General features: G+C 59.9%; 10 protein-coding genes. 5 read left to right on the top strand and 5 right to left on the bottom strand.

Annotated elements, in window-relative coordinates:
- Positions 1-43: 43 nt before the first annotated feature.
- The gene (locus JQK15_RS15745) at positions 44-271 is read left to right on the top strand and encodes a DUF3072 domain-containing protein (protein ID WP_214866361.1); all 228 of its coding nucleotides are present in this window, start codon (positions 44-46) and stop codon (positions 269-271) included.
- On the opposite strand, the gene JQK15_RS15740 is transcribed toward JQK15_RS15745, so the two are convergent.
- Genes JQK15_RS15740 through ligD form a run of 4 tightly spaced genes read right to left on the bottom strand, consistent with a single transcriptional unit; the run spans position 268 to position 3,753 of the window.
- Entirely contained in the window at positions 268-720 is a 453-nt protein-coding gene (locus JQK15_RS15740) for a GFA family protein (protein ID WP_214866360.1), read from the bottom strand. The genes JQK15_RS15745 and JQK15_RS15740 overlap by 4 nt on opposite strands.
- Positions 717-1,214 carry a cupin domain-containing protein gene (locus JQK15_RS15735; RefSeq protein ID WP_214866359.1) on the bottom strand — a complete coding sequence of 166 codons (498 nt, stop codon included), beginning with the start codon at positions 1,212-1,214 and terminating at the stop codon, positions 717-719. The genes JQK15_RS15740 and JQK15_RS15735 overlap by 4 nt, the downstream gene beginning before the upstream one ends.
- On the bottom strand, positions 1,214-2,023 hold the full coding sequence (gene xth, locus JQK15_RS15730) for an exodeoxyribonuclease III (protein WP_214866358.1): 810 nt from the start codon (positions 2,021-2,023) through the stop codon (positions 1,214-1,216). The genes JQK15_RS15735 and xth overlap by 1 nt, the downstream gene beginning before the upstream one ends.
- Positions 2,020-3,753 carry a DNA ligase D gene (gene ligD, locus JQK15_RS15725; RefSeq protein WP_251007780.1) on the bottom strand — a complete coding sequence of 578 codons (1,734 nt, stop codon included), beginning with the start codon at positions 3,751-3,753 and terminating at the stop codon, positions 2,020-2,022. Before ligD ends, xth begins: the two co-directional genes overlap by 4 nt.
- Positions 3,754-4,501: 748 nt before the next feature.
- Here ligD and JQK15_RS15720 point away from each other — a divergent pair.
- The 3 genes from JQK15_RS15720 (at position 4,502) to JQK15_RS15710 (ending at position 7,973) form a co-directional block, all read left to right on the top strand.
- Complete coding sequence (locus JQK15_RS15720) at positions 4,502-5,698, top strand: AAA family ATPase (protein WP_214866356.1); 1,197 nt, start codon at positions 4,502-4,504, stop codon at positions 5,696-5,698.
- The gene (locus JQK15_RS15715) at positions 5,695-6,768 is read left to right on the top strand and encodes a ParB/RepB/Spo0J family partition protein (RefSeq protein ID WP_214866355.1); all 1,074 of its coding nucleotides are present in this window, start codon (positions 5,695-5,697) and stop codon (positions 6,766-6,768) included. The genes JQK15_RS15720 and JQK15_RS15715 overlap by 4 nt, the downstream gene beginning before the upstream one ends.
- Positions 6,769-6,842: 74 nt before the next feature.
- The gene (locus JQK15_RS15710) at positions 6,843-7,973 is read left to right on the top strand and encodes a replication initiator protein A (RefSeq protein WP_214866354.1); all 1,131 of its coding nucleotides are present in this window, start codon (positions 6,843-6,845) and stop codon (positions 7,971-7,973) included.
- A gap of 3,080 nt (positions 7,974-11,053) precedes the next feature.
- Here the strand turns inward: JQK15_RS15710 and JQK15_RS15705 are convergent.
- Positions 11,054-12,022 (bottom strand): hypothetical protein, encoded by a 969-nt coding sequence (locus tag JQK15_RS15705; RefSeq protein WP_214866353.1) that lies wholly within the window; start codon positions 12,020-12,022, stop codon positions 11,054-11,056.
- 203 nt (positions 12,023-12,225) lie between these two features.
- Between JQK15_RS15705 and JQK15_RS15700 the strand changes: the two genes are divergently transcribed.
- A complete protein-coding gene (locus JQK15_RS15700) occupies positions 12,226-13,833 on the top strand; it encodes a site-specific integrase (protein ID WP_251007779.1) in 1,608 nt (535 codons plus the stop codon).
- The last annotated feature ends 28 nt before the right edge of the window (positions 13,834-13,861 follow it).

Here is a 13,861-nt window from a genome sequence, read left to right as displayed (position 1 = left end):
GGCTCCCGTTTGTATAGAACAAACAGGAAACGAGAGAGCGATCATGACCGATCAATTACACAACCCCAAGCTCGAAGACCGCCCCGGCTCCAATACCGAAAAGAATCCCAACGACTGGGTTTCCGGCGATGAACCCATGACCGGAGCGCAGGCAAGCTATCTGACGACCTTGAGCGAGGAAGCCGGCGAGGAACTGCCACCTGAAAATCTGACCAAGGCCGATGCGTCTCAGCGGATTGACGCGCTCAAATCGAAGCTTGGTCGAGCCTAGTCACGGGTAATGTCGCCGGGCTCGGCGCGGCCTGCAGTCAATCCTACGGTATTAGGTCTGAACCGAGCATGGCGTGGTTGCTTGTCGGCAATCTCGAACCATCCGATGCTGCTTGCGCACCAGATATGAAATCGCGGAACGACCCTTTCCGGCGCGTCGAGCGTCGCGATCGTGAAATCTATCGTGTCTGGCTGGTGCTTCACATGCATGGTGAGCGGGGTGCCGCACGCGCCGCAAAATCCCCGCTCGCCAAAATCTGATGATCGACGCAGCGCCAGATGTCCCTCGATGATGTGAAACTCGTCAATGAGCACCGTCGCAAACGCCATGACGGGTGCACCACTAGTCCGCTGACACATCCGGCAGTGGCAGTAACCCGCGTCGAAAGGCTGCGAGCCAAGCGCATAGCGGACCGCACCGCACGCGCAGCCGCCCGTCCACTCGTTCATGGCTCACCGCCGGTTCGTGCCCCCGCCGCGCCGGTCACTGGGTCGCGCTTGGGATCAGGAAGCGCCCCCATCCGCGCGCGGCCTGCGTCATCGGGTGCGTCACGGCAAATGTCCCACGTCTGTCCCTGCGGATAGGCGCCCACGACCCGGAAGTCCTCGCTTGCAGAAACTGCACGATGGCCGGTGCCTGTCGGCAGCATGACCGCATCGCCAGCTGTAACGGACACCTTCCGCCCGCCTCGCCCCCCAAGCTCCAGGGTCGCCTCGCCTGCGAATACGCCCAAAGCCTCATGCGCGGTCGAATGATAGTGATGATAGTCGAACACCCCGTCGCGCCAGTCCGGGGTCCAGCCATGCTCGTCGAACAATGCCTCGAACCGGTCAGCCAAGTCGTTCCCTTCGCCCCCCAGCGCCCCGCGATAGACGACCACGGGCAACCGAGCATTGTTAGGTACCCAGCCATTTTCGCTCAGGAGGAAGCTCTCGATCTCCATCACATCTTCGCCTTCGGGGCTCGCTTGCGCTTGGGCTTGTCGGCCAGTTCGATCCAGACCGGCGCGTGATCGCTGGTCTTTTCCCAACCACGCACATGGCTGTCGACCTGCGCATCGAGCAGTCGATCGGCAAGAGCGGGGCTGAGCAGCAGGTGATCGATGCGCAGGCCGGCATTGCGGCCGTAGGCGTTCCGGAAATAGTCCCAGAAGGTGTAGATAACCTCGCCTGGGTGCAGCGTGCGCAGCGCGTCGGTCCAGCCTTGGTCCAGCAGCCTGAAATAGGCCGCCCTGACTTCGGGCGCGAACAAGGCATCATCAAGCCATCGCTCTGGCTTGTAGACGTCAAGATCTGTCGGCATGACATTGAAGTCGCCCGCCAGCATCACCGGCAGCCCGCTCTCCAGCAGCCCGGCGGCATGCTCGATCAGCCGGTCGAACCAGCGCAGCTTGTAATCGAATTTCGGACCGGGACGCGGATTGCCATTAGGCAGATAAAGCCCGCCGATCAGGATCCCGTTGACGGCGGCCTCGATATAGCGGCTCTGGCTTGGGTCGGGATCGTCGGGCAGGCCCCGACGCGTCTCGTGGATTTCCCCGACGCGGCTCAGCAGCGCGACGCCGTTCCAGGACTTCTGGCCGTGCCAGATGACATCATAGCCAAGGTCACGGATGGCGCTTTCCGGAAACTTCTCCTGCGGCGCCTTCAATTCCTGGAGCACGACCACATCGGGCTCCCCTTCCTCGAGCCAGCGCAGCAGCACCGGCAGTCGGCCGTTTACGCCATTCACATTGTAGGTGGCGATCTTCATAGGTCAGGCAATGTCTGATCGGCGCGGCCCCAGCCGCTTAGCGCCTTCGAGCCGGCCCGCTTCACCAGCTCAGCGCCGTCGCGGATACTCCAATGCGAAGGCTTGTCGATCGTCTCCATTTCCTTCCAAGTGATCGGCACGGCGACTGGCGCGCCTTCGCGCGCGCGGACCCCGTATGGCATGACTGCCGTGGCGCCGCGCTGGTTACGAAGGTAATCCACGAAGATGCGGCCCTTGCGCTGCACTTTGGGCAAGGCGGCGGTGAAATGCTCCGGGTCGCTTTGGGCGACAGCGTGGGCCAGCCGATGCGCGAAGTCTTTCACCTCCGGCCATTCCGCCTGCGGAACCAGCGGCGCGATCACATGGACGCCCTTGCCGCCGGTCAACATCGGGAAGGTCTCGAGCCCGATAGATTTGAGGATTTCGCGAAACTGGAAGGCGGCGCTGCGCACATTCTCGAAGTCGAGGCCCACGTCGGGATCGAGATCGAACACCAGCCGGTCGGCTTTCTCGACATCCTCGATCCTGGAGCCCCAGCCGTGAAACTCGATGGTGCCCATCTGCACGCAGGTAAGCAGCCCTTCTGCCGTGTCGATGTAGAGATAGGGCTCGTCATGTCCGTCTTTCTCGCGAATCGCGACATGCCGGACAGCGTCGCCGAAGCTGCCCGCGTCATGCTTCTGGAAGAAGCATTTCTTCGCACGTCCCTGGGGGCAGCGCACGAGACTGATGGGCCGTGAGCCGACCCAGGGCAGCATGATCGGAGCGACTTGCGCATAATAATCCGCCAATTGGCCCTTGGTGAACTTGCCCTCGGGAAAGATGACGCGGTCGCGGTTGCTGATGGTGATCGACGAGGCTTGAGCGATCGCCGCCTCGACCGGCGCCTCCTTCTCCATCACGACCGCTTCAGGCTTCTTATCTTCGCGCAGGCCGAGGTATGACGGATGCCGGAGCGTTCCCTCCCTGGTCATCTCGGTAAAGGCAATCTCCGCGACCAGCTTTGGGCGCAGCCAGTGCGCCCCGCGCACTTCCGCACGCGGCGCCTTGACGGGCGGCGCCTCCTGTTCGAGCGGCGCCATGATTGCCATCAGGTCGACGATCTCCTGGTTGTCGAAACCGGTGCCGACCTTGCCGGCGTAGCGCAGGACGCCATCCTCATGCACGCCCAGGATCAGCGAGCGGAACAATCGCGATGTAGTAGAGGGTGTCCGGCCAACTACGACGAACTCCTGCCGCTTGATGCATTTGGTCTTGAGCCAGCCGCCCGATCGTGAACCAACATAGCGGCCGTCAGCCTGCTTGGAGATGACCCCCTCCAGGCCCGCAGCGCAAAATTGATGAAGCAGCTTCTCGCCGTTGCCCGTAATGTGGTCAGAATAGCGCAACCGCGACTTACCCTTGGGCAGGATTTTCGCGAGCTTCGCCTTGCGCTCGGTCAGCGGCAACTGGGTCAGGTCCTCACCGTCGAGCTCCAGCAGATCGAACGCGAAATAGTCGATCGCTCCTGGAGCGCCCTTGAGCGCATTTTGCAGTGCCTGGAAACTCGAGCGACCATCACTATCGAGCACCACCGCCTCGCCATCGATGAGCGCGGAGGAGACCTTGAGCTTTGCCGCATCTGCGACCAGACCGGCGAACTTCTCCGACCAGTCGAGCCCCGAACGCGTATAGGCAATGGCCTCGCCGCTGCCCACGCTCAGCAGCACGCGGTAGCCGTCATACTTCATCTCATGCAGCCAGCGATTGCCAGTGGGAACGGTGTCGACCAGCGTAGCAAGCTGCACCGCTCGAAACGGCGGAGCGCCCCTCGAAGCTACTTTTCGGTGCGTCGGGGTCACGCGCGCCATGATGGACGGCCGCTACTGATCATAATAGGCAAAGTGCGCGAGCGACAGACTCGTTCCATCGCGCGATATCTGCGCGTGTGGACCGGTGCTTCCATGGGCTCGCCGAGTATGGCAACTGCATCGAACGTCGCGAATTGTCCTTCCTGATCTTTACCCCGGGCAAGCGCAACGCTGCGCTCCTGTACCAGCGCCAGCGCTGGGCCTTGAACAATGGCCACCACCAGAGCTTCCATTGGGACCCGGCAGCCTCACAATCTCGACTGCCTTTTTTGGTCAGCCGGCCGATCAGCTCGGTGATAATCCGCTCTGCATAATCTCCAGGTAAGGATATAGTGCGCGCCAACGCCATTAAATTTCGGCACGTCAGCCAATTGCCCTTGCCGGCAAGCTTAAGCCTCATCTGGTTGCAGTCGGGATATTGCGGTAGGCCGAAAAAAATGTCGGGTCGCCGCTGTCTGCTGTGTACCCGACAGATATCTTGAATGCTCGGCTGTCCCGCATATCATCCGCCCGCCAGCAGGTTTGACTAACCATCGCCTTTTTGACATAGATGTCCGGGATAGGGGGTTCAATTTCGACATTTTTTACGAACCCTCCTGATTCGAGACCGTAACAAGGGGACGTGCCGATGTTGTCCGGCCAGATTTTGGACACCATGATCACATCGTGCGAAAACGCCAAGAGCGTATTGCGCCGAGCGGCCATCGATCCGTCTGATCGCAAGACGCTGAGCATCACCATGGGCGCATCGGTCGCTGCCGAATTCCTCGGACGCACTCCTGAGGCACTGGCAAAGGCGGAGGCGCGCGGTCGCCTGCCCGCGCCCAAGACCGCAAATAACGGCCGGCGCTTCTACACGGTCGAGGATTTGATAGCGATCCGCGAGGCTCTCGGCATCAAGGCAGGCAAGCTCCCAGAGGAACGCGCGGTTGTGGTTGCGGTCCAGAATTTTAAGGGCGGTGTCAGCAAATCGACCACGTCCAAGCATCTGGCCGACTATCTGGCTTTGCGGGGCTACCGGGTGCTGGTCGTCGACTGCGATCCCCAAGCTTCGATGAGCGTCATGTTCGATGTCAATCTAGAAGAGTTGGTCGAAGAGACACACACGCTTTCCAATTATCTCTCGCCGCGCATCGATGAGGCGGATTCCTTCCGTAAGACGATCAAGCGCACCGCGTGGCCTAACATCGACATCTGTCCGGCCAATCTCGGGCTTCAGGATACGGAGTGGGAGCTGACCGCCACTATCGAGGAAGGGCCGCACGCCATCGCCGGAGCCTTCAGAATGCTGCGCGTCGGTCTGGAGGAGGTTCGTCACGATTATGACGTCATCATTCTTGATCCCCCGCCGGCCATGGGCTTTCTTGGCGTTAATACGCTGAGCGCGGCGGACGGCCTCCTCATTCCGGTGCCTGCCCGCCAGCTCGACTATCTCTCGACGATCCACTTCATGCAGACCTGCCGCGAGGCAATGAGCCTGGTGTCAAAGTTCGATAGTTCGATTGATTATGGCTTCATCAGGGTCGTGTGCACGATGTTTCAGCCTAATCGCACCAACGAGGCGCAGATGCTGCAGGTCATGGAGAAGACCTATGCTGGGCAGATGCTTTCGACCCCAATCCTGCTGTCGGAAGAAATCAAGAATGCCGGCATCGCGATGTCTTCGATCTACGAAATCAACAAGCCTTACGGGTCTCATCAGACTTACACGCGCTGCAGGGACAATCTCAACACGGTGTTCAAGGAGCTTGAGAAAGATATCTGCAAGCAATGGCCCTCTCGCCTTGCCCAGCTGGGCACTGACCGGCTGACGGAGGCCGCATGAGCACCGCCGGGGGACGCCGCCGGAGCCTTTTGGCCAGCGCAATCGACAGCCTCGATACTGTGGCGCCTGTCGCTGAACAGGATAGCTTGGCGGTGGCCCCTGCCCCGGCAAGTCCATCGCCTACGCGACCTGAGCCAGCAACGCCCTCCTTTCTCGAGCGGCGCGGCGTTGCGTTCGACGAGATTGCGCGGACTGTCAAACGGCCCACGATCCGCATCCGTCCAGACGAGTGCACCGTTTGGCCGGGCAATGCACGCGACTATGCAAGCCTGAGTTATGAGCGCTGCGCTTCGCTTATCGACTCCATCAAGGAGGAGAATGGTAACCGCGAGCCGGTTGTCATTCGCAGAACACAGGATGGTGAAAAGCCTTATGAACTGATCGTTGGAACAAGGCGTCATTTCTCGGTCGCCTGGTTACGCGCGAATAATCATGCTCAGATCGATCTCATCGCGCGTATCGAGACGCTGGATGATGAAGGCGCCTTCCGTCTCGCGGACATCGAGAACCGCGAACGCGAGGACGTATCGGATGTCGAGCGGGCCCGCAATTACCAGCATGCAGTCGACGCCTATTATGGTGGCGTGCGGGCGCATATGGCTGAGCGGCTCGCTATCGGGAAGCAGAACCTGCACAATCTTTTGCAGCTGGCTGAGCTTCCACAAGAGGTGGTAGACGCATTTGCAGCTCTCTCCGACCTCAAAGTGCGTCATGGCATGAAGTTGTCGCCGCTCCTCAAGCAGCCGGCGTTGCGCGACGCCATCATGGCGGAAGCCACGGTCATAAAGGCGGAACAAGCGCGTCGCCGGGCAGCGGGCGAACCGATGATCGATGGCCCGCAGGTCCTCCAGCGTTTGGCAGCGGCTAATATTCGCCCGCAGGCTAAGGCCGCGCCTCGCCATCGCTCGAGCCTCGCCACCAGCAAAGGCGAGGAATTCGGCGAAATTGTTACAGACAGTCGCACCAAGGGTATGACGCTGACGATAAACCCTCGCACCAGGCTTGATGTCGAGGAAATCCTTGCCGCATTGCGGCCTGTGATTGAAAGCGCAAAATTCACATCGCGATAGGATTTTATCGTTTTAATTCAGATACTTATTCGAGAGTAAAACATGTTTTACTCTAAGAGGGTTCAGGGACGCACATGGCTTCACGGAAGGATGCCCGAGACGAAATTCAGGTTGATCTGTTCCTACCGCAGCTCACCAGCCTGCCCATGCGCGATCAGCGCGAGACCATGGAGCGGCCTTTTTTTTCGCTCTCCAAGCGCAAACGGCTCAAGCCGATCGACTATGTGAGTCCCGATCGTAAGGTCACAGTTCATGTGAGCGCCAACTCCGAATATGGTTTGGCGACAATTTACGATCTCGACATTCTGATCTACTGTGCCTCTGTTTTGATCGAGCACAAGCGACGGGGCGCGAATGATATCCCCCAGACGCTCCATATCGTCCCTTATGACATGCTCACCACGCTCAAGCGCGATGCGGGCGGACGCTCCTATGAGCTGCTTGGCAATGCACTTGATCGGCTTCAATCGACCACCGTCAAGACCAACATCCGGTCAGGCGACGCCGTAGAGACAACATTTTCCTGGATCGATAGCTATAGCCAGCTCAAAGACAGGAACGGCCAGGTCCGTGGTATGCGAATCACGCTCGCCAAATGGTTCTATGACGGCGTCCTGATGGAAGGCGGCGTTCTTGCGATCGATCCCGCCTATTTCTCACTCACAGGCGGACGCGAGCGCTGGCTCTACCGTGTTGCGCGCAAACATGCAGGTGGTGCAGGCTCAGAAGGCTTCTCGATCAGTATGCCTACGCTCTTCGAGAAATCAGGAGCAGAGGGCGACTATCGTCGTTTTAAATTTGAAATGGCGAAGATCGTCAGGGAAAATGCATTGCCAGGCTATAGCCTCGACCTTGTCCAAAGGGACGGAGCCGAGCCGATGATCCGCATGGCGAGGCGCGACTCCGAGGCCAGGGCCCCTGCCCTCTCCTCCCCAGACACCAAATCGGCGAGCCCGCCGTCTCCTAAAGCTAAGGAGGCCGTCAGGGGCAAAGACGAGCTCATACGCTTTCCAGATCAAGGCCATATCGGGTATGGAGCATTCGGAGCGATAGCGCGCGCTAACCTGCCCGCGCCCCAGCGCGATCATAATAGCGTTGCAGATGATTTCCGCGCCTTCTTGCGCGCCCGAGACATCGCATTTGACGCCAGAAACATCACAACTATCTTTGCATCCTTTTGCGCGAAGCAACGACCCGCTTCCTGAAGCCGTCGTTGCTGCGACGCCTGTGATCCATCTTCTAAAATCAAAAGTTCCTCGTTCCTGAAATACCGCGTCGAGGAGCGCTGACCTATCCCCCCGTCCCTGCCCTGACGTGCTGGATCCGGTCAACAACGCTTGGCTAAGGGGTCGTCTTCACCTGTTTCCGGCCGCCCTATGTCTCTCAACGCCAAACGAGGAGGTGCGCCGCAGCAGGCAAGGCTGGTCGCGCGGAGCGCTGATCAAATATGATGAGCGTGTTTCCTGCGACTGCGGGCATCGCTCCTTCTCTTCCCCTCCCCTCCCCGTCTAGATCAGGCTCACAATATAGCGGCCCTCTCCACACGTGCCGTCCCTATGATCAAACGTAGGCGGTAGCCTCCCTTGCGCCAGCATCATTATACTGTCCCGACACATTCACCCGCTCTGCATTCTCTACGGCGGCTAGATGCGGTACTTCAGGAACGGCCTGCATCCAGCGCCATCATCGCCCCGGGGTGATCGCGGTGCCGCGATTACAGCTCAGCAATGGCACCACAAAAAGGGCGCCAACTCTCGAAACTCAGCGTGGCAACACTTCAGCGGATTGCCGTAAAAGCGAACTGAGTGTTCCCCTACGGGAAGAGCAACAGCAAGATCAGCCCACCGGAATCTTAGGAAAGTTGATCTTCCCAGGGCATTTTTTTGCGGCTCCGTATCGGCGCCCCGATGGCGGTGACCAGCGCCACATCTGCAGGAAATTTGTGCGGGGAGGGGAGGGGAGGGGAGGGGAGGGGAGGGGGCTCAGGTGCATGGCGTATCTGCGTTGCGATATCTAAAAGCCCCGTTCCTGAAATCCCGAACATTCGATGCTATATGCCAACTCTCTCAGACGGCTGTTCCTGAAGTCCCGTTGGTCCGTCTCAGCCAAAAATGGCCAAATTCGCCCTCGCCCCTTGGCCTAGCGTCGATTTGATGGGGATATTCGCCGATCACTGCCGTTGGAGAGGAAGTTTTCCCAGTACCGATGTCCGCGGTTCACCGCGCAGCGGTGCGTTGACGCCAAGTGCCCGGGCGCACGTACCGATCCCACGATCCGCTCGTCTCAATAGCCCTATAAAGCATAGGAAACGCCCATTTTTCGGGCAGTTATCGCAAAGTAAAACATGTTTTACCCGAGCTCCGGATTTTCCTCTCAACAAACCGACTTCGGGATATCAGGAACGGGAATCGTCGTGCATCTCATAAGCCGTTCCTGAAGTCCCGTTAGTCGATATCAGGCTAAGGGGCCCAAACTCCCGACGGCCTTGCTTCACAGCGCATTGACGGAGCTCTACGCCGATCGGCGTGGTTGGAGAAGACGTTCCCCAAATACCGTGTATAAGGTCCACAGCCGCGTCGCTGCCTGTTGCATCCAGGGCCTTTGGCGTCCATGCCGGTTCTATGAGAGAGCCAGTTGAACAGACCGACCTTGAACAAAAACGCCCAGTTTTCGGTAGCTTATGAGGGAGTAAAACATGTTTTACTCATGCCTGGGATTTGGCTCCTAATGAACGAGCACGGTATATCAGGAACGAGTTACGGGACTTTAGGAACGCATCTACGGGGTATCAGGAACGCCGGTGGCGGGACTTCAGGAACAGAGAAGCGGGACTTTAGGAACGGACCATAATGAGCGAATCGCGCTGACTCGGCGATTCGCCAGGGTTCACCGGCACGGCTAACTTCTTATAGATTCTTCTAAAGCTATAAGGCGCGCCTCGCGGCGCTTCCTTCATGAGAATAATCAAATGAGAATTGCCCCGCGCCCTTTAGCCACGACACCGACCGCAGCGACAAAGCAAATGTCGCGCCAGCCCGGGAAAGGGGAGGGGAGTTGCATCTGGATGGCAGCAGCGAGCGGCAGACCGAAAATCTGTAGAACCGTGAGTTCAGCCCGTCCGTGGGCAGATTGCTAAACCTGGAGGCATCAATATCTTGGGGTGGCGCTGAGCCGCTCGATCGCTGCCAGATCCGACTTAACGAGCGCCGTCCGCCAAACATGGGCCGAATGACTGACAAAAACATGTTGGCCGCCGTCAAATAGGCCAGTCCGTGCGGCGGATCGCCGGGGTAGGGCGGGCTAGATCGTCACATCATTTTGCTCGCAATGCACTGCGCGCAGCTACTAACGGAGACAAGAAAGCAGTCGCCGTGACGATGACGATCCAAACGCCATTTGCTGTTTCACTGAAAGACAGAGCCGCCACCGCCTATGGTGCTGTGCCCAGTAGCGCGCGCTCAGGACTGGTAAAATATGTCGACAAGACCGTGTCTGCGAGCAATGGTCAGCTCTCACGCAAGCTCGGTAGGGGAGGGTGAACAAGCCTGCGGACACTGAGCGGTTCGTCCGCGCACCAGTGTCTTCGAAACTGAGCCAAGGGCGAATAAAGCTCATGAGCCAGACGTGCAGGCCGGTCCAGATGATAGGCTTAGCTCGCTTTGCTAGCCTCTGCCCAGACCCGGCGTAGGGCTCTGATGCTGTGACGCCAGAATGTAGGATGTAGAGACACTGGCGATGTCGGTAGCCGCGCATGGCAGCAATATCGGCCAACCGCATTGCTTTTTTATTCCGCCTTCCACACCTGTAGGAACGGTACGGCCTCAACTTTGCCGAACCAACCGATCCGCCACTACGAACTAGGTGGCTATGGCCGAGCAATGTGGGCACTAACGAGCGTACGCTGGTTATCAGCCGACCGCTACGAGTCTGGCAGCGTTGACATGCCGGATTTGAACATAATGGTGCCATACGGTGCGATCGGTCCTTCAGAAGCCACCAGTAAAGGCACAGGCAGGTGCACGACCTCTTCTGGCCACTATGCCCCAGCTGCTGCCCGCACCGAGAAAGACATCACGCGGCCCCTGGAAGGGCGACTGTTGCCGATCGCTATCTTAGCCCAACCGCAAATAGTTCCCGGGAGCTAGCGGGGCGAGAACAAAACACGAAAATGCTCCTAGGGCGTTTTAAAGGGGGCTGGAGAGCCTTTCAGGCGCTGACGATAAATGGGTCGTCTCGCCCTCATTTTGGCTCTCACGGACGCTCCTGGCGAAGGCAATTTTTGGCGTTATTCGATCGTAAATAGGCCGTCACCACTCCGGGAGCTTGGCTCGGTCCCCGAATATGTCCTTCCCGGCTCGCTAAGTGGTATTGCATACCGTCGATAGCTGGCCTGGCCTGTCGTTTCGATCAGCAGGCCTTCGCCCTCAGCAATGGAAAGAAGTTTGATCGCACCAGCGTGGCTGAGTCCGGTCCGCAGGGCCACATCGCTGCTATTAATGTTCGGACGCTCCATCGCAAAGGCCAGCAAGTCACCCAGATGACCGTTGCGTCGGCGGCGTTCGAGGACGTGCCGGGCACGGACGGCAAATGCGCGCAATCGGCTTTCAATTTCGAGATGCGCCCTTGCGCCCTCGCGTAAAGCGCCGAGCCACAGATGCTCAGCTTCCTCCGCCGTCGCCACTTTCCATCGTCCGCCGTTAAGTCGCATGCCAAGCGCAACAAGGCCACCTTGCGATCCTTGTCGGCGACCCATGCTCCATCGGTCGCCGATAAGCAGGCTGGCAACGATATCCCCGCGTCCAAGAGGAGCGTGGAGGCGCCAAAGAGACGACAGGCGAGCAGCCATGATCAATGGCGGGGCAGGGGGGAGGGCCGCACACATTTTCGACCAGTCCTCGATAGCCGCAAGCGTGTCCCATCGCGACCGCAGACCGGCGCCGGTCTGACCCCAGCCAAGCCATGTGAGAAGCTGTTCCGGGTCTTCCAGAATGGCCCTGCGACTAATTGGCGTTCCGATCGCCTCCTTACAATTGGTGAGATCAAACTGCGTGGATTGCAGCCGTCCGCCCTTGCCGAAGACGAGCGCCTCCCGTGGGATATCGAAGCTGTCCGCCCAGGCCAAAGCATGTCGCTCGGTCCAGGCCATACGTGCACGCCAGGCCGGCCCGACCGGAGACATGGCGTACCGATCATCCAAGCGCTCCAACGCGCCATGGGATTTTGCGTAGGCGAGCAAATGGCTTTCTGCCTCCATTCGGAGCTCATTTTTCATGGTGCGGAATCGGTCATAATATCCATATTAGCTGGACGATTATAAGGCGTAATTCAACTGTAAACGCTGTTAAGAAAACGATAAATGATGTTTAAAAAAATGGATAACTGACAAGGGCCATTATCATTGATCCAAAATCTGGTGCTTTATATAAGGCGGCAGATGGCTCTGGGTGAGAAACAGCAATGAATGATGCGCCGAGGCCGCCGCTGCGCGGGCTGCGCGCCTTTCTGGCGTTGCCCGAGGACGGGCACGCGCGCGAGGTTGAAGCGCATACAGGCGCGCTGGATCCCCTCGCATCGGTCGACCCGGACAATGCGGCCGATCGCGCGCCGTTGGCGGACGCAGATGATGCACTGGCGGGGGAGGCGGCTAAGGCCACTCTTCCGGCGATAGGTGACGATCGCGATGACCTGCCGCCGGGGACAGACCCATCGCCCGTCGTTTCCGCGCACCCTGTTAAGACTCCCGCCCCCTTTGTGCTGCCGGCGCCGGGCCAGCGCTGGGCCTATGGCGCGCGCAAGCAGGAGATGGCCGCGCGTCGCGCATCGCGCGAGGCCGGGCAGGCGCGGACCCTGCTTGAGCGGTTCGAGACGGTACTCGTCTATCTTCCGACCACAGGGCGGCCCGCACTCGACCATGATCTCGTCGCGGCGACGCTCGCCGCAAGCGCGGCCAACACGGTGCGCGGCCTGCTCGCCGACATGCGCGGCTTCGGCGAGGCCTGCCGGCGGCAGGGAGTCAGCGCGCTGCCGGCACAGCCAGCCTCGGTGATCGCCTTTCTGCGGACGCGGGCAGACGGGCAAGGGGGTAAGGGGGCCAAGCCTGCAACCCTCTCGCGCATTCTCTGGGCGATCGCCACCTTCCATCGGCTCTTCAAGCTCGACGATCCGACCAGGGACGACCTGGTGCGCCTCGAGATGAAGGCGCTGCGCCGGCGCCTCGGTACTGCGCAGACACAGGCGCGGCCCCTTCGGTTCAAGGGCGCTGTGCGCGACCCGGTCCAGGAACCGGCGCGCGGCGTCAGCCTCCAGGCACTGCTGAAGGCATGTGGCGCCGATGAAAAAGGGCTGAGGGACTTCGCTCTGCTCTCGATCGCCTATGATACGGGGCTGCGCGCCTCCGAACTAGTGGCGATCGAGCTTGCCCACATACTGGCGGCCAGTGATCCGCATAGCCGGCTGCTCGCCATACCGCGGCACAAGGGTGACCAGGAGGGGAAGGGGGCTACCGCCTTTCTGTCCGAGCGCAGCGTGCTCGCGCTGCAGGCCTGGCTGTCGGTGTTGGCGGGGCTCACCGATGTTCCTGAAGTAACGACGGGGCCGATCTTCCGCCGCCTCTTCATCAAGCGCCTGAAACCGGCAGACCCGCGCGCGGTGCAGGCGCGCGAACGGCGCCGCGCAGCGGAACGCCATCTCGGTCTTGCCCTGGGCGCGGACCGCGATCCGGAACCCCGTCGCACTGGCATTGATCCTAGGACCGTGGTGACGGTAGGAACCCAAGCGCTGCGGCCCCAGGCGGTCACCCAGATTTTCAAGGCGCGCTTGAAAGGGGCCTGGGAGCAGGGGCTTCTGCCCGACCTGACGCCGGAGGAATTTGTCCATTGGCACAAGGGGATCAGCGCGCATTCGACACGCGTCGGGATCACCAACGACCTTTTTGCCAGCGGCGAAGATCTCGCCGGCATCATGGACGCGCTGCGCTGGCGCTCGCCCAAAATGCCGCTCGCTTATAATCGCAATCTGGCTGCTGAGCATGGTGCCGCAGGGCGATTGCTTAGCCGCATGAAGTAAGGGTGTCGGAAGACCGCTGGCTGCCCTT

Source organism: Sphingobium sp. BHU LFT2 (assembly GCF_018604485.1).
Taxonomy (GTDB): Bacteria; Pseudomonadota; Alphaproteobacteria; order Sphingomonadales; family Sphingomonadaceae; genus Sphingobium; species Sphingobium yanoikuyae_A.
The sequence above is the reverse complement of the archived record's forward strand: the minus strand, read 5'-3'. Positions and strand labels throughout refer to the sequence as shown.